The organism is Pseudomonas sp. GM102, assembly GCF_000282555.1.
GTDB lineage: Bacteria > Pseudomonadota > Gammaproteobacteria > Pseudomonadales > Pseudomonadaceae > Aquipseudomonas.
This window is the reverse complement of record NZ_AKJB01000023.1, coordinates 1-18,120: the sequence shown is the minus strand read 5'-3', so window position 1 is coordinate 18,120 and position 18,120 is coordinate 1. Positions and strand designations below refer to the sequence as shown.

Annotated in this window: 20 protein-coding genes; 5 read left to right on the top strand and 15 right to left on the bottom strand. The window is 61.1% G+C overall.

Annotation, left to right across the window (positions count from 1 at the left end; all coding sequences use genetic code 11):
• From PMI18_RS23020 to PMI18_RS23060, 9 genes are all read right to left on the bottom strand, one after another.
• The coding region (locus PMI18_RS23020; RefSeq protein WP_007896940.1) for a leucine-rich repeat domain-containing protein at positions 1-522 on the bottom strand (522 nt) is incomplete at its 3' end.
• Positions 523-720: 198 nt separating this feature from the next.
• A complete protein-coding gene (gene zapE, locus PMI18_RS23025; protein ID WP_033035971.1) occupies positions 721-1,851 on the bottom strand; it encodes a cell division protein ZapE in 1,131 nt (376 codons plus the stop codon).
• Positions 1,852-2,079: 228 nt separating this feature from the next.
• Positions 2,080-3,126, bottom strand: coding sequence for an ABC transporter substrate-binding protein (locus tag PMI18_RS23030; RefSeq protein ID WP_007896932.1), 1,047 nt, complete (start codon positions 3,124-3,126; stop codon positions 2,080-2,082).
• Between the two features lie 17 nt (positions 3,127-3,143).
• Positions 3,144-4,259, bottom strand: a complete 1,116-nt coding sequence (locus PMI18_RS23035) for an NAD(P)/FAD-dependent oxidoreductase (protein WP_007896930.1) — start codon at positions 4,257-4,259, stop codon at positions 3,144-3,146.
• Positions 4,256-5,611, bottom strand: coding sequence for an FAD/NAD(P)-dependent oxidoreductase (locus PMI18_RS23040; protein WP_007896929.1), 1,356 nt, complete (start codon positions 5,609-5,611; stop codon positions 4,256-4,258). Before PMI18_RS23040 ends, PMI18_RS23035 begins: the two co-directional genes overlap by 4 nt.
• Positions 5,612-5,765: 154 nt before the next feature.
• Entirely contained in the window at positions 5,766-6,056 is a 291-nt protein-coding gene (locus PMI18_RS23045; protein ID WP_007896924.1) for a (2Fe-2S)-binding protein, read from the bottom strand.
• Between the two features lie 8 nt (positions 6,057-6,064).
• Complete coding sequence (locus PMI18_RS23050; protein WP_007896923.1) at positions 6,065-6,859, bottom strand: ABC transporter permease; 795 nt, start codon at positions 6,857-6,859, stop codon at positions 6,065-6,067.
• A 6-nt stretch (positions 6,860-6,865) separates the two neighbouring features.
• Positions 6,866-7,744, bottom strand: coding sequence for an ABC transporter permease (locus PMI18_RS23055; protein ID WP_007896921.1), 879 nt, complete (start codon positions 7,742-7,744; stop codon positions 6,866-6,868).
• Positions 7,741-8,766, bottom strand: coding sequence for an ABC transporter ATP-binding protein (locus PMI18_RS23060; RefSeq protein WP_007896919.1), 1,026 nt, complete (start codon positions 8,764-8,766; stop codon positions 7,741-7,743). Before PMI18_RS23060 ends, PMI18_RS23055 begins: the two co-directional genes overlap by 4 nt.
• 244 nt (positions 8,767-9,010) lie before the next feature.
• On the opposite strand from PMI18_RS23060, the gene PMI18_RS23065 reads away from it, so the two are divergent.
• Positions 9,011-9,847 carry an IclR family transcriptional regulator gene (locus PMI18_RS23065; protein ID WP_007896916.1) on the top strand — a complete coding sequence of 279 codons (837 nt, stop codon included), beginning with the start codon at positions 9,011-9,013 and terminating at the stop codon, positions 9,845-9,847.
• A gap of 133 nt (positions 9,848-9,980) precedes the next feature.
• On the opposite strand, the gene PMI18_RS23070 is transcribed toward PMI18_RS23065, so the two are convergent.
• Positions 9,981-10,733: an anti-sigma factor family protein gene (locus PMI18_RS23070; protein ID WP_007896915.1), complete on the bottom strand. Its 753-nt coding sequence runs from the start codon at positions 10,731-10,733 to the stop codon at positions 9,981-9,983.
• On the bottom strand, positions 10,730-11,236 hold the full coding sequence (locus PMI18_RS23075) for an RNA polymerase sigma factor (RefSeq protein WP_033035973.1): 507 nt from the start codon (positions 11,234-11,236) through the stop codon (positions 10,730-10,732). Before PMI18_RS23075 ends, PMI18_RS23070 begins: the two co-directional genes overlap by 4 nt.
• Positions 11,237-11,400: 164 nt before the next feature.
• On the opposite strand from PMI18_RS23075, the gene PMI18_RS23080 reads away from it, so the two are divergent.
• Both PMI18_RS23080 and PMI18_RS23085 read left to right on the top strand, forming a co-directional pair.
• Complete coding sequence (locus tag PMI18_RS23080) at positions 11,401-12,495, top strand: catalase family peroxidase (protein ID WP_007896913.1); 1,095 nt, start codon at positions 11,401-11,403, stop codon at positions 12,493-12,495.
• Positions 12,492-13,037, top strand: a complete 546-nt coding sequence (locus tag PMI18_RS23085; protein ID WP_007896912.1) for a cytochrome b — start codon at positions 12,492-12,494, stop codon at positions 13,035-13,037. The genes PMI18_RS23080 and PMI18_RS23085 overlap by 4 nt, the downstream gene beginning before the upstream one ends.
• Positions 13,038-13,138: 101 nt before the next feature.
• On the opposite strand, the gene PMI18_RS23090 is transcribed toward PMI18_RS23085, so the two are convergent.
• Positions 13,139-14,365 (bottom strand): MFS transporter, encoded by a 1,227-nt coding sequence (locus PMI18_RS23090; protein WP_007896911.1) that lies wholly within the window; start codon positions 14,363-14,365, stop codon positions 13,139-13,141.
• Between the two features lie 96 nt (positions 14,366-14,461).
• On the opposite strand from PMI18_RS23090, the gene PMI18_RS23095 reads away from it, so the two are divergent.
• A complete protein-coding gene (locus PMI18_RS23095) occupies positions 14,462-14,908 on the top strand; it encodes a winged helix-turn-helix transcriptional regulator (protein WP_007896910.1) in 447 nt (148 codons plus the stop codon).
• Between the two features lie 59 nt (positions 14,909-14,967).
• Here PMI18_RS23095 and PMI18_RS23100 read toward each other — a convergent pair whose 3' ends face one another.
• Positions 14,968-16,119, bottom strand: a complete 1,152-nt coding sequence (locus PMI18_RS23100; RefSeq protein WP_007896909.1) for a M14 family metallopeptidase — start codon at positions 16,117-16,119, stop codon at positions 14,968-14,970.
• 483 nt (positions 16,120-16,602) lie between these two features.
• Positions 16,603-16,944, bottom strand: a complete 342-nt coding sequence (locus PMI18_RS23105; RefSeq protein ID WP_007896908.1) for a DUF6124 family protein — start codon at positions 16,942-16,944, stop codon at positions 16,603-16,605.
• A gap of 129 nt (positions 16,945-17,073) precedes the next feature.
• Between PMI18_RS23105 and PMI18_RS23110 the strand changes: the two genes are divergently transcribed.
• Positions 17,074-17,739, top strand: coding sequence for a LexA family protein (locus tag PMI18_RS23110; RefSeq protein WP_007896907.1), 666 nt, complete (start codon positions 17,074-17,076; stop codon positions 17,737-17,739).
• Between the two features lie 39 nt (positions 17,740-17,778).
• Here PMI18_RS23110 and PMI18_RS23115 read toward each other — a convergent pair.
• Positions 17,779-18,120: acetyl-CoA carboxylase biotin carboxyl carrier protein subunit (locus PMI18_RS23115; RefSeq protein WP_007896906.1), on the bottom strand; the 342-nt coding region annotated here is incomplete at its 5' end.

The following is an 18,120-nucleotide window of genomic DNA, read 5'->3' as shown; positions in this document are numbered from 1 at the left end:
GCTCGGCAGGGTCAGCAGCCACTCGGGAAGCTCGGTGAGCTGATTGGCGGCGATGCGGATCAGCTCAAGTCGATGGCAATGGCTCAGGCTTTCGGGAAGACGCTGTAACTGGTTGCCGGCGAGCATGAGCTTTTGCAGATGCGGGCATTCACCCAGTTCGGTCGGTAGCTCCGTGATGCAGTTATCGGTGAGGATCAGCCAGCGCAACAGCGGCGGCAGGGCGGCGCCCGGCACGTATTCGATGGCGTTGGCCTTGAAGCCGATCATCGTCAGCGCCGCGCACTGGCCGAGGCAGGCGGGCAGTTCGGTGAACTGATTATCCGAGCAGAACAGCACACGCAGGCGGGTCAGACGGTGCAGGTCGTCCGGCAAGCTGCGCAAGGCGTTGCCGCTGAGGTTGAGCACTTCCAGGGAGTCCGCCAGGTCGAAGATTTCCTGGGGGAACTCGGTCAGGCCGCAGGACAGATCCAGACGGGTGATGCCCGACAGTTGGCCGGCGCGCAGTTGGGCGAGGGTATCCATGGGCAGGTTCGCTATTGATCAGGAGGAGGGCGTGGGGGCCTGGAAATGGGCGACATGATAGCGGGAAAGTTGTGGTAGCTGTCAGGGCGCCTTCGCGGGCAAGCCTCGCTCCTACAAAGGATCGAGGTACAACTCAAAACCATTGTAGGAGCGAGGCTTGCCCGCGAAGAGGCCGGTCGCCCAACACAAGAGTCTTGATCAAACCTCTTCCTTGACCTCCACCAATTGCCCCAACCGGCTGCGCGTACGCGCCAGGTCGATAGCATCGCCACCCAGGCTTTCGCGCAATGACTGGTGACCAAGCAGAATCAGGTGCTTGTCCTGGTCGTACAAGACGTCGATCAGGTTGATGAAGCGCTGCTGGGCGGCAATTGAACAGTCGGCGAGGCTGGGCAGTTTGTCGATGATCCAGCGGTCGAACCGTCGGCACAGTTCCAGGTAGTCCATGACCGCGGTGGGGTGTTCGCACAGGTCGGCGAAGGTGAAGCCAACGCTTCGCCCTTCACAGTATCGGGCTTGCAGGTGCCGTGTCCCGACGGGCAGTTGGATGGCCGGTGCGTCGTGTTCGAGCAGCTGCAACACCTGACGCTGGGCCACCGTGGCCGGCCAGACGTACTGGCCTTGGGTAAACAGCTGCTGTGCGTGGGCGCGCGCCTGGCTACGGTAATCATGCGGGCCGCCGACTTCCATCACCTGCATGCGCGTGTTGATCAGGTCGATCACCGGTTTGAAACGGGCGTGGTAGAGGGGGTTGGGCAGCAAACCTTCCGGCGGGTAGTTGGAGGTCACCAGCAGCACAATCCCACGGCGAAACAGTGCCTTGAACAGCCGCGTGATGAGCATCGCATCGCCGATGTCATGCACATGGAATTCATCGAAACACAGCACCCGGCAGTCTTGCAGCAGTTCGTCTAGGGTGGTCGCCAGCGGGTCGGGCTGATTGCGATGGCTGAACATGCCCTGGTGCAGTTGGGCAAAAAACTCATGGAAGTGCAGGCGCTGTTTTTCCGCGATGGGGATGGCCTGGAAAAAACCATCGAGCAACCAGCTCTTGCCGCGCCCGACTGCACCATAGAGGTAAAGACCGGGAAGTGTCGGCGCTGATGTGCCCAGCAGCGCCGAAGCGTGTTGCGTCATGCAGTCGATCACTCGCTGCTGGCTGTGACTGAGGGTGTAGCCCTGGGTATGGGCCTTGTGGTGGAAGTAGTCGTGGATCACCCGGCCCTGCGCGCTGCCACTGGCCGGCGCTGCAAATGCCTTGCCGAAGAAACGGCGTAGCGCGGGCCAGCGTGGTGTAAGTCGCGGACGGTTGGGTGGTCGAATGGCCACTGTGAAGTCACCCCGTAGTCTTCAGGCCGCTCCCAAGCTGCGGCGGCGTAGTGTAACCAAATGGGGAATTTGCCTTCCACTGGTGTTGGTGAAGCTACTGTGGTGAGGGTGGGGTTGTGGCGAGGGAGCTTGCTCCCGTTGAACTGCGCAGCAGTTCCTTTTTTGGGGCCGCTTCGCAGCCCAACGGGAGCAAGCTCCCTCGCCACATGGATCTTTTGATCTTCGAGGTTAGCGCTCGATACTGCGATTCCACCGGGCATTCCACGCCGGGCGCTGTTCGTTGACCTGATCCCAGTCGATGGCGATCGCGGTCGTCAGATACTGCTTCATCGCCTCGACCTGACCGCGGGTCTTGTCGGTGGTGGGCGTATTCGGATTGGATGGAATCTGATCGCCGTCTTCAAGCGCGGCAGCTTGCGCTTCGGGCGTCAGCAGGAAGGCGGCGAGTTTCTGCGCCAGTTCCGGTTGGGTGTTGTTGGCGATGGCGCATTCGGCGACGTTGAGCACCACGGAGCCTTCCTTCGGCTGCGCATATTCCACCGGCATGCCCTTGAGTTTCAGCGCGGTGACCTGGGTCGGGGTCAGCGGGAACAGCGCCGCTTCGTCGGTCTGGAGCATTTCGGAAATCTTCGCCGAACTCGGAATGTACTCCAGCACGTTACGCCCGACGGTGTTCGGCCAAGCCTTGAACCCCGGTTCGACGTCGGTTTCGCTGCCGCCCTGAATCCGGTTGAACATCAGGAAACCATGCAGGCCGAAGGTCGACGAGGCCATTGACTGAAACACCAGTTTGTCCTTGAAGCGCGGGTCGGCCATGTCCATCCATGAGGTCGGCGCGCTCCAGCCTTTTTCCTTGAACAACCGCGTGTTGTAGGCCAGCCCCGTGACCCCGAGGCTGACCGCCACGGCTTGATCCTTGATGCGGCCCTTGGCCGGAATCTGCGCCAGGGTCGGGCTGTCTTCGAGTTTGTCGCACAAGCCCATGGCGATGGCGCGGTACATGATGCCGTCGTCGAGGAACATCACGTGCATCTGCGGGTTGCCTTTGCTGGCCTGGACCTTGGCCAGAATATCGGCGGAGGTTCCCGGCACGATCACCACTTTTACATTGTTGGCTTTCTCGAAAGCTGGCAGCACCTTGTCGGCGTAGAGCCGCTCCATGGTTCCGCCGTTCATGCCCAGGTAAAGCGTCGGTTCGGCCTGGGCCTGGCTGACCGTGAGCATGGCGCCCAAGCAAGAGAAACCGAGCAGTGCACTGCGTTTGAAATGATTCATGGCGCGACCTTCCTCTATCAAGCAACGGAGATGGAGTGAAACCGGGTGATGGAAAACGCATCCAGCGACGTCTTTGACGCGCCGCTACAGATGATTTCGGTGAGCGCCTGGCCCACCGCAGGCCCGATCTGAAAGCCCGCGCCGGCAAAGCCGAACGCGTGCAACAGACCGGGTTGAGTGCTGCTGTGGCCGATCACCGGTTGGCGATCGGGCAAGTAACCTTCGGTGCCGCTCCAGGTGCGAATCGCCTGGGCGCCCTCAAGAAACGGGTACAGCTCGACGGCCTGGCGCAGGATCTCGATCACTGCGTTCTGACCAGGCCGGGCGCGGGCGTCATCGAGGGCAAAGCCCTGGCCGCCGCCCAACACACAATTGCCGCGAGCGACCTGACGGGCATAAATGCCGCCACCCTCGACGCCGGTGCTGGCATTCATCACCAGCGGCAACGGTTCGGTGACCAGCATTGCCGGGTGCCCGGCGTGCATCGGCACTGCTTCGCCGAATTGTGCGGCGAGGCTACCGGCCCAGGCGCCAGCGCAGTTCAGCAGCCAGGGGGCTTGCAGCTCGTGGCCGGTTTGAGTACTGACGCGAAAGCGCTGACCGTCGTGTTCCACCGCGATCACTGCGCACTGTTCATGGATTTGCGCACCGTGCCGACGCGCCGCCTGTGCGAAGGCGGGGGACACCAGTCGCGGGTTGGCGTGGCCGTCGTCCGGGCACAACGAGGCACCGACCGCGACCTCTCCGACCCACGGAAACCGTGCGCGCAACTCATTGCGTTCGAGTACCTGCAAATCGAGGCCGAAGCCCTGGCTGCTGGCGGCGTAGTCCTGCAAGGCGTGCAGGTCGTTGAGACTGCGGGCCAGTTTCAGGTGACCGCTGCGCTGGTACTCGCCGTTGATGCCGATCAACTGCGGCAGTTGCCCCCAGATCTCGTGAGCCCGTTGTGACAGCGGCAATTGCGACAGCGGCCGACCCTGACGGCGCACGCCGCCGTAGTTCACGCCGCTGGAATGCGAGCCGCAAAAATCCCGCTCCATCAGCGCAACGCGACGGCCGGCCTTGCTCAGAAACAGAGCGGCGGAAGCCCCGACAATGCCGCCGCCAATAATGATTGCATCGACCTCGATCATGGCTCGACCTCCAGACCGAACGGCAGGGGTTTGATCGGTGCCTGAGCCCTTAGGCGACCAATGTCGGAGATGGCGCGCCGGCTTTCGCGGGCAATGATTTCCGCTGCTGCGGCGCCGCACATCCGTCCCTGGCAGCGACCCATGCCGACCCGGCAATGGGCCTTGACCCGGTTGATCTCCCAATGACCTTCGCGCACCACCTGGCGGATGTCGCCGGCGCGCACTTCTTCGCAGCGGCAAATCATCAGTTCATCCGCGGCGTCGGTGGCCCAGCTTTCGGGAAAGATAAAGGCGCGCTCAAGGCCTTGGCGGAATCTGCCGATAGTGTTCAGCGACTGTTCCAGTTGGGTGGCGCGTTGTGGCGGGATCAGGTAACCGATGTCTTCGAGCAGCGCCAGGGCTGCTCGTTCACCGGCCATTTCGGCCGCGTCGGCACCCATGATGCCGGCGCCGTCACCGGCCAGGTACACCTCGGCGACACTGCTGCGACCGGCGCTGTTGCGCTGCGGCAGCCAGGCGCGGTTGAGCGGGTTCCAGGTGAATTCACAGCCCAGCAGGTCGGCGAGTTGGGTTTCACTGCGCAGGCCGTGGGCGAAGGCTATGGCGTCGCAATCCAGCTGATGCTCGCCTTTCGAGTTGGACCAATTCAGCGATTGCACGCGGTGTTCGCCATCGATGCGTTTCAAGGTAGCGCCCTGATGTACCGGGATGCCGTGTGCGGTCAGCCAGGTGCGGTAATAGACGCCTTTGGCGAGAGTGGCCGGTTGCGCCAGCAGACCGGGCAGGGCGCGGGCCTGCGCGCTGAAGGGCGAGCTGTCGAGCACGGCGATCAAGTTGGCGCCGGCCTTGGCATATTGGTACGCCACCAAGTACAGCAACGGTCCGCTGCCGGCGAATACCACCCGTTCACCGATGGCACAGCCTTGAAACTTCAAGGCAATTTGCGCCGCACCGAGGCTGTATGTCCCCGGCAACGTCCAGCCTGGCACCGGCAGAATCCGGTCGGTGGCGCCCGTGGCGACGATCACCCGGGAGAACTCCAGCCGTGCGGCGCGGCCCTCATGCAAGGTGTCGAGCGCCCCAGCTTCGGCGTTCCACACCAGCGTGTCGGGGCGATAATCGAGTTGTTCGCGCAGTGTGTCGAGGGTCTGATGCAGTGCCTTGGCCTTGCGTGCTTCGAAGCCATATAGCTTGACCGCCGAACGCTTGAAATTCGCCGGCTGACGCCGATAAATCTGCCCGCCACCGCGCGCCGCTTCATCCAGCAGCACCGGGCGCACGCCGTGGGCGACGAGAGTTTGCGCCGCCCGGATTCCAGCGGGGCCTGCGCCGATGATGACTACAGACTTCATACCCACCTCATATGTGATCGACGCCGAACCCCTGTGGGAGCGGGCTTGCCCGCGATGACGGCGGCACATTCAACATAGGTGGTGGCAGATAGACCGCTTTCGTGAGCAAGCCCGCTCCCACAGGGGATTGGGTTTTTGCAGGGGAAGTTGGTGTTCATAGGGAGCGCCCCGGTTCGCGGTTGATGTGCTGTCCGGCTTCGAGCAGCGTCGAGCAAGCCCGCACCCGGCGGCCATCGCCCAGGCGTACCCAGCAGTCCTGGCAGGCGCCCATCAGGCAGAAACCGGCACGGGGCTCGGCGCTGAAATCGCTGCCGCGCAGGTGTTCGCTGCAGGTCAGCACGGCCGTCAGCAGGGTATCGCCGAGCAAACCACGGGCAGGCTTACCATCGAGGGTGAAGTCCAGGGCCGGGCGGTCGCCTTCGGCCAGTCGTTTCAGCAGAGCCATCGGCGCCCTCATTGTTTACCCACCAGAACCCGATCCAGGCCATACACCCGATCGAGCAGAATCATGGTCAGCGCGGTCAGCGCAATCACCAGGGCCGACACCGCCGCCATCATCGGATCGATGGATTCGGTGGCGTACACGTACATGCGCACCGGCAGGGTTTGCGTGGCCGGCGAGGTGACGAAGATCGACAACGTGACCTCATCGAAACTGTTGATGAACGCCAGCAGCCAGCCACCGGCGACCCCCGGCAAAATCATCGGCAAGGTGATTTGCCGGAACAACGTAAAGCGTCCGGCGCCCAGGGATTGCGCGGCGTGTTCGGCGCTGCGGTCCAGGCCGATGGCCGAGGCCAACACCAGGCGCAGCACGTACGGGGTGATCACCAGCACATGGGCGAAGATCAGCCAGGCGAAGCTGCCGTTGACGCCCATCAGCGCAAACAAGCGCAGCAAGGCGACCCCCAACACCAAGTGCGGAATGATGATCGGCGACAGGAACAGCCCGTTGAAAAAGTCCCGGCCGGGGAACTCGAATCGCGTGATCGCCAAGGCTGCCGGCACCGCGATCAGCGTCGCCAGCGTGGCGGCGCAGAACGCCAGGATCAGGCTGTTGTAGAACGCATCGACAAAGTCCGCGCGCTCGAACACTGCGCGGAACCAGCGCAGGGAAAACTCTGTGGTCGGCAGGCTCAGGGTGTTTTCCGGGGTGAAGGCGACGAGGCACACCACCACCAGCGGCGCGAGCATGAACAGCACCACCAGGGTATGGAACAGCAGGGCGAAAGGACCGTTTCTGGACATGACGAGTTATCCCAATGACTTCTTGTAGCGGCCTTCGATCATCCGGTTCCACGACAGCATGATCAGCAGGTTGAGCAACAGCAGCGCGACGGCGATGGCCGCACCCATCGGCCAGTTGAGCTCCGACAGGTACTGGTCGTAGATCAGCGTGGCGACCATCTTTATCCGGCGTCCGCCGAGCAGTCCGGGAATGGCAAATGAACTGGCCGCGAGGCCGAACACGATCAAGGTGCCGGAGAGTACGCCGGGCATGATTTGCGGCAGCACCACTTTGCGCATCACCGTGAGGTGGCTGGCGCCCAGCGACAGCGCGGCTTGTTCGGCGGCCGGGTCGAGTTTTTGCAGTGAGGTCCAGACCGGAATGATCATGAACGGCAGCATCACGTGAACCAGGGCGATCACCACGGCGAACGGCGTATAAAGCAGCTTCATCGGCGAGCCACCGAAGGCTTGCAGGGTCTGGTTGACCAGGCCGTCGGCGCCGAGCAACAGGCTCCAGCCGAAGGCGCGCACCACCACCGAAATCAGCAACGGCGTGAGGATCAGAATCAGGAAGATCGAGCGCCACGGCGCGCCCATGCGGCTGAGGATGTAGGCCTCGGGCACGCCGATCACCACGCAGAGCAGGGTGGTCATGGCGCTGATCCAGAACGTCCTCAGAAAGATCTCGTAGAAGTACGGATCGCCCAGCAGGCTGCTGTAATGATCGAGGGTGTAGGCGTCACTGTTGATCCCCGAGCTGTAATCGAAGACGTTGAACGACAGCACCAGCGTCAGCAGCAACGGGATGACCAGCAGACCGAAGTACAACGCCAGGGCCGGTGCCGATAACCAATACCCCTGACGTCCCTGACGCCCCTGGCGGATGACGGCAAGCGTACTCATGCCAACACCTCGTCGACACTCAGCACCCGCAGCAGCGCCGCGTCCCAGTCGAGTCCGACCGCCGTGCCTTCGATCAAGGGGGCCGAACCGTCGTTGCGGCGCACCACGCTGAGTTCGCCCAAGGTCGTCGATACGCCGTACAGCCATTGGCTACCGAGGAAAAAACGGCTGACGATCTTGCCTTGCAGACGGCCCAGGCCAACATCACGCAGATCGATTTTTTCCGGGCGCAGGCTCAGGGTCAGCTCGCCGTTGTCACGATTGCAGACCTGCACGACGCCAGCACTGTCCCGTTCGCCGGGCAGCAGATTGGCTTTGCCGACGAAGCCGGAAATGAACTCGGTGCGCGGGTGTTCGTAGAGGGTGTAGGGCGCGTCGATCTGGGTGATGCGTCCGGCCTGCATGACCACCACCCGGTCGCTGATCGACAGCGCTTCGGACTGATCATGGGTGACCATCAGCGTGGTGATGCCGACCTCGCGCTGGATGCGGCGGATTTCGAACTGCATCTCCTCGCGCAAATTGGCGTCGAGGTTGGACAGCGGTTCGTCGAGCAGCAGCACCGGCGGTTCGATCACCAACGCCCGGGCCAGCGCAACACGTTGACGCTGACCGCCGGAGAGTTCTCGTGGGTAACGCTCGGCGTGTTGATTCAGGCGCACCAGTTTCAGCACCCGATCCACCCGTTGCTGTAGTTCGCCGTTGGGCACTTTACGCATGCGCAGGCCGAAGGCGACGTTGTCTTGCACGGTCATGTGCGGGAACAACGCGTAACTCTGGAACACCACTCCGAGGCCGCGACTGGCGGGTTTGGCGTGGGTGATGTCACGACCGTCCAGCACAATGCGCCCGCTGCTGACTTCGACGAAGCCGGCGATCATTTGCAGGGTGGTGGTTTTGCCGCAGCCGGAGGGGCCGAGCAAGGAGACGAACTCGCCTTTTTCCACCGACAGATTGGTGGCGACGACCGCGTCGATTTCGCCGTAACGTTTGCCGAGGTTTTCAAGTTGCACGAAGGCCATGACTGCGCTCCACCTGAGATTGTTATGCGTCGCCAAAGGCGCGCTTTTTTGTATGGGCAGATACGAAAAGGGTGTTGCCGGGGTGCGTTGGCGCTCGACTTCTGTCGGCTGCCGCTGTTGTTCGAATCGCCCCTGATGGACGCAGAGTAGGACGAAGAATAGGATGGGCTCAATGGCCTATTTCACTGAAGTGATGACTATTTTCAGTTTCATTCAGTGAGTAAATTTATCGTCGAGAAATCACATGCCTGATTCCATTGAACGGAATGAAAACAAAAATGAAGTCGGTGTTGGTGCAGTCTCAAGACTGTTTGCAGTGCTGCGCAGTCTGGGGGACACCGTCGAAGGCGGAGAGCGCGTGACCCAGCTGGCGCAGCGCATCGGTTTGTCGCAACCGACGACGCACCGCTTGCTGCGCAGCCTGATGGACGAGGGCATGGTCGAGCAGGACGCGCGCAGCAAACGCTATCGCCTGAGCCTGGAGTTTTTTGCCTTGGCGGCCCGCGCCGGCAACACCGGCAATTTGCGCGAGCTGGCGCGGCCGGCATTGCTGCGGCTGTCGGCGTCGTTGGGGGACTCGTTGTTTTTGCTGGCGCGCAGCGGTTTTGATGCGATCTGTCTGGACCGTAGTGAAGGGCCGTTTCCGATCCGCACGTTTACCGGTGACATCGGCGGGCGGGTGGCGCTCGGCGTAGGGCAAGGCAGTCTGGCGATTCTGGCGTTTCTGCCGGAAGAGGAACGCGACACGGTGATTCATTACAACTTGCCGCGGCTCAAGGACTTCCACCTGTACGACGAAGTGTTCCTGCGTTCGGAAGTCGAGAATGTGCGCACCCTTGGTTACGCCGGGCGCAACACCGGCGTATTGCAAGGCATGGCCGGGGTGGCCGTGCCGATCCTCGACCGCGAAGGTCGGGCGGTGGCGGCGCTGAGTGTGGCCACGGTCAGCGATCGCCTGGGGCCGGATCGCTTGCCGACGGTGGTGGAGATGCTCAAACGCGAAGCCGCGCTGATCGGGCCGCGGATCAATCCGTTCGATCCGCTGTTGCGAAGGCCTTCGCAGGTGTTTGGGCAGGGGTGACTGCGATCGCCCAATAATCGCTGACCCTGTGGGAGCGGGCTTGCCCGCGATAGCGGTGGATCAGTCACCATCAGTGTTGGATGTGCGGCCGTAATCGCGGGCAAGCCCGCTCCCACAGGGATCAGTGGAGTGTTCAGAACTTCAGCGTCTGCTTGAGCATCTGCGCCGCCGGCGTGTCACTTGGGCTGACCATCGCATAGTTGTACCCAGCCCCCGACCAATACTCGGCCTGCAACTCACCATCGCTGCGGCTACCTCGAGGCAGGAGGAAGTTTCTCGGCCCTGGCGGGCGGACGTAGAAGCTGACTTTGTGGCCGCCCTGATCTTCATAAACCACCATCGCCGCCGGCCCTTGTTCGGTACTGAGCAGCCGCCCGCTGATGGGTTTGTATCCGGCAGCGGTCAGGTTTGGCAGGCGTTGGGCCTGGCTGAAATAACGGTCGAGCCAGCCCTGCATATCGCCGTCATCGCTGACTTTGTAATCCGCCGGCAGGATGCCTTGCTGGGCAATCAGGCGGTAGGCTTGCATGGCGTCGGTCATCGGTAGCGGGGCGCTGACCAGGGTCATTTGTCGCGCCTGCCAACCGCCCAGTCCGCCGACGCTGACTGCGATCAGCAGCATCGCGGCGCTGGCCAGATGGCGGCGCGACTGGCGTGTGACTCGCTGGCGAATCATTGCCGGGTCGAGTTGCGGGTTGGCCGGTTGCTGCAAGGCGCCGCTCAGGGCTGCGCGCAATTGTTGGGCATCGTGCTGCCAGGCGCGCACTTGCGCGGCGACTTCGGCGTTGCCGGCCAGATAAGTCTCCACCAGATGCCGCTCGGCATCGCTGAGTTGGTGATCGACGTAGGCGTGCAGGTCGCGCTCACTGGGAGGCATGCTGATCATTTGAGTCTCCGCAGAGAAGGACGGGTGATTTCGCCGTCGCTGAGCTGGCGCAAGGCCTGGCGCGCGCGGGACAGGCGCGACATCACGGTGCCGGTGGGGACGTCGAGAATCTCGGCGACCTCCTTATAACTCAAGCCTTCCACCGATACCCAGAGCAGCAGCGCACGCTGTTCGGTGCTGAGCTGATCGAAGGCTTGCAGGGTCGATTGGGCGATCACGGTGCGCTCTGCCGAAGGCTGCGCATCGTCACGGCCGGTAAAGAATTCGAGCATCCGCGCATAACGCCGGGAGCGGCGATGAGCGTCGAGAAACTGCCGATAAAGAATCGAAAACAGCCAGGCACGCAAATCGCCTTCGGGGCGTTTTGCGCTCCAACTCGACAGCGCGCGCTCAAGGCAGGCCTGCACCAGATCGTCGGCGCTGCTGGGGTTGCGCGTCAGCGAAGCGGCGAAACGTCGTAGCCTGGGAATGACTTCCCTGAGTTGCTCGTTGATATCGTTCATGAAGTTCTGACTAGTCACTACGCTGTGGTGAGTGTTCAGGAAGACGTCCGGCATTCGAGGTTATTCCACGCCTGGAAAAATAAACACCGGGCGATGGAATAAACCCTGGCGCGGTTCGTCTGCCTGATTCTTCTCACTTGTGGCCGATGGCCCTGGAGTCATTCATGGTAGATCGCTCATCACCGCCAACGGGGCCTGGCCGGCCACCGCTGAGTGCCGCGAGCCTGACGTTGCGTCTGACCGGCATTGCCGTGGTGGTCGCTGCGCTGGCCGGGGCTTTTGCTTACGTCAACGGCACACTCGACCCACAGCGCCTGACGCCGAAAGCCTTGGTCAATGTGCTGGAGAAAAACAACGGCGTGCACCCAGGGTTTCGTCGCAATCACGCCAAAGGCGTATGCGTGATCGGGCATTTCGAGAGCAGCAGCCAGGCGCGCGAGTATTCCACTGCCCAAGTGTTCAGCGAAGCGCGGACCCCGGTGGTCGGGCGTTTCGCGCTGCCTGCCGGTAACCCTTACGCGCCGGACAACAGCGTGCCTATCCGTAGTCTGGCGTTACGTTTTACTCAGGCTAACGGTCATCAGTGGCGCACCGGGATGAACAGCATGCCGGTCTTCCCGGTGGGCACGCCCGAGGCGTTCTATCAGTTGCAACAAGCACAGTCACCGGATCCGGCAACCGGCAAACCGAACCCGGCGGCGGTGTCAGCATTCTTTGGTTCTCACCCGGAAGCCGCGCCGTTTCTGGCCTGGATCAAAACCGCCAAACCTTCGGCCAGTTACGCGACGCAAACCTATAACAGCGTCAACGCGTTTTACCTGGTGAACGCGGCCGGGCAACGGCAAGCGGTGCGTTGGAGCATGACGCCAGTGGCCCAGGACGCGGCAGGTGCAACGGTCCCCGAGGGCGGTGATTTCCTTGAGAAAGACTTGGTGCAGCGTTTGTCCGCCGGACCGCTGCGTTGGCAGTTGAACATTACTCTGGCGAACCCCGAAGATCCGGTCAACGACGCGAGCAAGGCCTGGCCCGACGGCCGAAAAGTGCTGAACGCCGGTACCTTGGTGCTCGAAAGTACTCAGCCGCAACTCAGTGGCGAGTGCCGTGACATCAACTACGACCCACTGGTATTGCCCAGCGGTATCGAAGGCTCCGACGACCCGCTGCTCGCTGCTCGTTCAGCGGGTTACGCCCGTTCCTACCTGCGCCGCACCAGCGAAGTGACGCAATTGCCCAACGCCAAACAGGAGTCTCGACAATGAGCACTCAACCGAATCATTTCGCGCCATTGGCGCGGCTGCTGCACTGGCTGATGGCGCTGATGATCATCTCGATGCTGTTTATCGGCGCGGGGATGGCGGCCTCGGTGTCCGAGCGCCATCAGTGGTTGATCCATCTGCACAAACCTTTGGGCGTTGCGATTCTGTTGCTGGTGGTCGTGCGTCTGGCCGTGCGCTTTTCGACCCGGCAACCACCGCTGCCAGCGGACCTGCCGGGCTGGCAAGCGTTCGCGGCCAAGGCTTCGCATATCTTGTTGTACGCCTTGATGTTGATTTTGCCATTGCTGGGTTGGGCGATGATTTCGGCGGCTGGCGATCCGGTGATGCTCAGTAGTTCTCTGCAATTGCCGTCGATCCTGCCGGCGAATGCGCAGGTGTTTGCGTTCCTGCGCAAGGCGCATGGGTATCTGGCGTATCTGCTGTTCCTGACCGTGCTGCTGCACTTGGCGGCGGCGTTGTTTCACGGTTGGGTGCGCCGCGACGATGTGCTGAACAGCATGCTGCGGGGTAAGGATCGCGGGTGATCAGGAGGCTGGCACGGCATTGTGGCGAGGGAGCTTGCTCCCGTCGGGCTGCGAAGCAGCCCCCAAATGCAGTTAGTCAGACGCTCCTGCGTCTGATTGATTTACGACTGCTGCGCAGCCGAGCGGGAGCAAGCTCCCTCGCCACAGGTGTTGGGTGTTTTGGCGGCGAGCGTTCGCCACCAATAAATCAGCGCCACCGCATTGATGCCCGCACCCAGCCAGCACACCCCGATCCATCCCGCCCAGGCGTACATCGCCGTCGAACCGATGGAACCCAAGGCGCTGCCGATCGAATAGAACAGCATGTAGCCGGCGGTAAGTCGGCTTTGCGCTTCGGGGCGCACGCTGTAGATCATGCTCTGGCTGGTGACATGAACGGCCTGCAAACCCAGATCCAGCGTAATCACCCCGAGCAGCAGCGCCCATAACGAGGATTGGGTGAGGGCGATGGGCAGCCACGAGGCGAGCATCAGCAGCAACGACAGCCCACTGGTCCATTGACCCAGACCGCGATCGGCCAAATGCCCGGCGCGAGCGGCGGCCAGCGCTCCGGCGGCTCCGGCCAGGCCGAACAGTCCGATTTCGGTGTGGGAAAGTGAAAGCGGCGGGGCACTCAGTGGCAATACCAAGGGTGTCCACAACACCATGGCGCTGGCGAAGGTCAGCAGGGCAAGCATGGCCCGTTGACGCAATACCGGTTCTTCCTTGAACAACGTGAATACCGAGCCGATCAACGCGCCGTAAGCGCTATCCGGTCGCGCATCTTCGTGCTTGGGCAGCACACGAAACAACAGCAGCGCCATCATCAGGGTCAACCCCGCGGACAGCAGATAAATCGAACGCCAACCGGCCAGATCGGCCATGCCGCCCGCCACCGTTCGTGCCAACAAAATGCCGACGACAATGCCGCTGGTAATCACGCCCACCACGCGTCCACGTTGTGCCGGGATGGCCAGCGTCGCTGCGTAGGCCACCAGGACTTGTGTCACGACCGCCAGTAATCCGGTCAGCGCCATGCCGAGCAGTAGCCAGGCGCTGTTCGAGGCTAACGCGATCATCAACAAGGCCAGTGCTGAAAACAGGGTTTGCGTCACGATCAGCCGGCGACGGTTCAACAGATCCCCTAGCGGAACCAGCAACAACAGACCCACGCCATAACCGATCTGGGTAAGGGTGACGACGATTCCGATGGTTGCCGGTTCCATGGCGAAAGCGTCGGCCATGGCATCGAGCAGCGGTTGTGCGTAATACACATTGCCGACGGCCAGGCCGCAGGCGACAGCAAACAGCAGCACGACTACGCGGCTCAAGGTGTGGTCAGGTTTCATCACAGGCTTCCTTGTGTGGTTTCAAAATAAAACCAGTTGTACGGTAGGGAGTCTGGTTTTATATTGCAACCACATTGGTTGCCAGCGGACGTGGTCATGGTTAAACGTACAAGCATGGAAGGCGCCGAATGCCCGGTCGCCCGTTCACTGGACGCGATTGGTGATTGGTGGTCGTTATTGATCGTGCGCGATGCGTTCGATGGCCTGCGGCGATTCGGTGAGCTCCAGCGCAATCTGGGCATGGCCAAAAACATTCTCTCGGCACGCCTGCGCACGTTGGTGGCTCACGGGATTTTCGATCTGGTGCCTGCGTCGGACGGCAGCGCGTATCAGGAATACGTGCTGACGGAGAAGGGCAAGGGCCTGTTCCCGTTGATCATCGGATTGCGGCAGTGGGGCGAGGCGTTTTTCTATGAGGCGGGGGAGGCGCATTCGCGGGTTGTCGATCGTGAGAACGGTCGACCGGTGCGGCCGCTGGAGTTGCGTGCCGAGGATGGGCGTTTGTTGGGACCGGAAGATTGTGTGCGGATCACTGCCCAGTGAAAACTTCAAAAGATCGCAGCCCTCGGCAGAAGCCTGCGATCTTTTGACCTCAAGGACAATCAGCGCAGGGTATCGACCATGTCGGCGATGGTTGTCAGAACGTCCTTGCCCAATTGCTTGGAGCGTTTGCCGGACCAGCCGGTCAGCGGGTTCGGTGCGTCGTTGTGGTCTTTGAAGGGCATTTCCAGGGTCAGCGACAGGCAGTCGAACTTCTGACCGACACTGTTGCAGGCCAGGGTCATGTTGGCCTTGCCAGGCAAGTCGCGGGTGTAGCCGTGTTTGATCTGGAAGTCTTTGGTCTGGTGTTTCAGATGATTGCGGAAATGCGCTTCGAGTTGTTCGATCCGTGGCGTATAGCCCGGATTGCCTTCGCAACCGGCGGTGAACACGTGGGGGATTTCTTCATCGCCATGGATGTCGAGGAACAGGTCGACGCCATACTTTTCCATCTGTTGCTGAACGAACAGCACTTCCGGGCTGACTTCCTGGCTGGCGCTCTGCCAGGCGCGGTTCAGGTCCTGGCCCATGGCGTTGGTGCGCAAATGACCGTGGAAGGCGCCGTCCGGGTTCATGTTCGGCACCAGGTACAGGTCGGCGCTGGCCAGGAGTTTTTTCAGCACCGGGTCGTCGTGTTTTTCCAGGCGCTCGATCACGCCTTCCATGAACCATTCGGCCATGTGTTCGCCGGGGTGTTGCTGAGCGATGATCCAGACCTTGCGCTGGCCTTCGGCGCCAGTACCTTTGCGCAACAACTGGATGTCGCGGCCTTCAACGCTCTTGCCGGTAGCCAGCAGTTCGGTGCCGGCCTTGGTGAGTGCCTGTTCGATCAGCCAGTCATGGCGGCCACGGCTGTAAGGTTCGAAGTAGGCGAACCAGGCGTGGGTCGCAGTGGCTTCGAGACTGAAACGCAGGCAGTCGCCTTCGAAGATGGTTGGTACCCGGAACCAGTTGACGTGGTCGTAGGACGCCACCGCCTGATAGCCATCCCAGGCTTTGTTGTACGAGGATTTACTGGCGTTGTTCAGGCGAAACCAATGCTCTTGACCGACGTGCAGACCGCTGGCCTTGAAGTGGAACCACTGGAAATGCTGGCTGCGAGTGTCTGGCTTGATCGCCAGCAGTGCTTGCAAAGGATTGCTGATGTCCAGCACTTCGATGTTGCCACTGTCGAAGTTCGCGTTGATGTCGAAAGAAGATCTAGCCACGGCCATAATCAATTCCTGAATACGTTTTTTTATGGCTGCTACTTTACACGCAAGAGAGGGAGAAACCGGGGGAAATTGCGAGGGTGAAAAGGGGGGGCGTCCTCCTTGACGCCGATGCAGCTTAGAGACTGTGCAAGTGATTCTCAAGTGCTATTTTGCGTTAGTTTGGCCCAATGCTACCGGGCCTCTCTTGCCAACAGATATTCTTTTGATATCATCCGCGCCAATCGGATTTTGCAGCACCCACAGACTTCATTAGCCTGAAGCCAAAGCCAGAATAACTGGCAAAAAAAGACCCGGCAAAAAGCCGGGTCAAAAACCGTGATTAGCCTGATGAGGAGATAGTCCAGGAGACCGACCTAAGGTCCCTGGTCCATCGACTGATCTCGCGACCAGCTGCTTGCAATAATAATCATTATCATTTGCAAGTCAAATGTTTTTATCTGCGTGATTGGAAAATTCTTTCCTTTCTACTCCTGCGTATTCGCCTCAGCCCTGCTGTGCCCCTTCCAGGGATCGATCGACCATCGCCTTGGCCATGTCGATCATGTGCACCGTCGAAAACGCCAGATCCCGGCTTGCGCCCTGCAGCTGGTTGGCTGATTCATGCGCGGTGGCGGCGGCACATCGCAATAGATCCGAAGCATGGACCAGTGCCTCTTCGCTGCTGATGTTACGGTTCACATCGAAGAAACGTTCTTCGCCGGCCTCTTCTGACACAGCTGGTTTCAAGTAATAGTCCAGTGCCCGCTGCGCGGCAGCCGAGCCTTTTGGCGAGTTGAGTGTGGTGTCGAATTGCATGTCGGGCAGGGTAATGCTGGGGATGGTCATGACGATGGCAAGCTCCGTGATAGATTCAAATCCGTGAGCCCAGCTTAGTACGTACTGTATTTGTGTCTTGAATTTAAATACTACAATTTGTGTTTTGTTGGTCGGAGTACCCCACGTATCGTGCCGCACATGGATAAATGGATTGAATTGGTCAAGGCCAAAATGAGTGAACTCAAAGTCACTCAAGAGATACTCGCCGAGCGCATCGGAATGTCCCAGGGCGGCGTCGGCCATTGGCTGAATAAACGTCGTCAGCCCCGCATCCAAGAGATGAACCGTGTCTTGCAGGCGCTGGGGATGGACTATCTGGAAGTCGCGATGGTGATCAGGGAACCGCAGATCTCACAGGATGAGGAGATCTCTCTGACGCAAAAGTACAATCCGTACTTTCGCTACCCGGTCAGTGACTGGCGGGAAACCGGAGAGGTGCGCGATGGAGAACTATCGGCTTACGGCGCCTCATCGACTGTCAGCAAGCCGCGCTTCGAGCTGTCCGATTACCATGCCCAGGGCGCAGCGTTCTGGCTGGTGGTGGTTGGCGATGCGATGACCGCACCCACGGGGGTGAGCATTGCCGCGGACATGTTGATTCTGGTGGACCCGGCCATCGTGCCCGAGCCTGGCAAACTGGTGATCGCCCAATGGCCCGGCAGCGCCGAGGCGGTTTTTCGCAAACTGATCGAAGAGGGCGGGCAGCGTTACCTGGTCCCGCTCAATCCGACCTATCCGAAAGCCCTTTTCACCGAGGAATGCCGAATTATCGGCGTAGTGGTTCAGGCGACTGCCAAATTCTAATCAGATCGGTCCTCGCAACGCGTAGGACCGATCTTCATTTCACGCGTGTTCCAACTCCACCAACGCACTGCCTTCGCTGACCATCTCGCCTTCCTGGCAATACAACGCCTTGATAATCCCAGCGTGGGGCGCGCGAATGCTGTGCTCCATTTTCATCGCTTCCAGCACCACCAATTGCGCCCCGGCTTCGACCGTTTGCCCGGCCTCCACCAGCACTCGCACGATGCTGCCGTTCATAGGCGCGGTGAGCCCGCCCTGATGGCTGTGACTGGCTTCGACGGCACTGATCGGGTCATACGACTCGATGCGGCGCAGCTCACCATCCCATTGCAGATACAGCGTATCGCCCCGGCGGATTGCCCGATGCTGGCGGCGCAAGCC

What these genes read in the sequence shown, in the direction of transcription:
- PMI18_RS23040 (WP_007896929.1), bottom strand. Translation starts at nt 5,611, where the DNA reads ATGAAGTCTGTAGTCATCATCGGCGCAGGCCCCGCTGGAATCCGGGCG.
- PMI18_RS23045 (WP_007896924.1), bottom strand. Translation starts at nt 6,056, where the DNA reads ATGGCTCTGCTGAAACGACTGGCCGAAGGCGACCGCCCGGCCCTGGAC.
- PMI18_RS23085 (WP_007896912.1), top strand. Translation starts at nt 12,492, where the DNA reads ATGAGCACTCAACCGAATCATTTCGCGCCATTGGCGCGGCTGCTGCAC.
- PMI18_RS23105 (WP_007896908.1), bottom strand. Translation starts at nt 16,944, where the DNA reads ATGACCATCCCCAGCATTACCCTGCCCGACATGCAATTCGACACCACA.
- PMI18_RS23080 (WP_007896913.1), top strand. Translation starts at nt 11,401, where the DNA reads ATGGTAGATCGCTCATCACCGCCAACGGGGCCTGGCCGGCCACCGCTG.
- PMI18_RS23100 (WP_007896909.1), bottom strand. Translation starts at nt 16,119, where the DNA reads ATGGCCGTGGCTAGATCTTCTTTCGACATCAACGCGAACTTCGACAGT.
- PMI18_RS23070 (WP_007896915.1), bottom strand. Translation starts at nt 10,733, where the DNA reads ATGATCAGCATGCCTCCCAGTGAGCGCGACCTGCACGCCTACGTCGAT.
- PMI18_RS23095 (WP_007896910.1), top strand. Translation starts at nt 14,462, where the DNA reads ATGGTTAAACGTACAAGCATGGAAGGCGCCGAATGCCCGGTCGCCCGT.
- PMI18_RS23090 (WP_007896911.1), bottom strand. Translation starts at nt 14,365, where the DNA reads ATGAAACCTGACCACACCTTGAGCCGCGTAGTCGTGCTGCTGTTTGCT.
- PMI18_RS23055 (WP_007896921.1), bottom strand. Translation starts at nt 7,744, where the DNA reads ATGAGTACGCTTGCCGTCATCCGCCAGGGGCGTCAGGGACGTCAGGGG.
- PMI18_RS23110 (WP_007896907.1), top strand. Translation starts at nt 17,074, where the DNA reads ATGGATAAATGGATTGAATTGGTCAAGGCCAAAATGAGTGAACTCAAA.
- PMI18_RS23030 (WP_007896932.1), bottom strand. Translation starts at nt 3,126, where the DNA reads ATGAATCATTTCAAACGCAGTGCACTGCTCGGTTTCTCTTGCTTGGGC.
- PMI18_RS23065 (WP_007896916.1), top strand. Translation starts at nt 9,011, where the DNA reads ATGCCTGATTCCATTGAACGGAATGAAAACAAAAATGAAGTCGGTGTT.
- PMI18_RS23050 (WP_007896923.1), bottom strand. Translation starts at nt 6,859, where the DNA reads ATGTCCAGAAACGGTCCTTTCGCCCTGCTGTTCCATACCCTGGTGGTG.
- PMI18_RS23060 (WP_007896919.1), bottom strand. Translation starts at nt 8,766, where the DNA reads ATGGCCTTCGTGCAACTTGAAAACCTCGGCAAACGTTACGGCGAAATC.
- PMI18_RS23035 (WP_007896930.1), bottom strand. Translation starts at nt 4,259, where the DNA reads ATGATCGAGGTCGATGCAATCATTATTGGCGGCGGCATTGTCGGGGCT.
- PMI18_RS23075 (WP_033035973.1), bottom strand. Translation starts at nt 11,236, where the DNA reads ATGAACGATATCAACGAGCAACTCAGGGAAGTCATTCCCAGGCTACGA.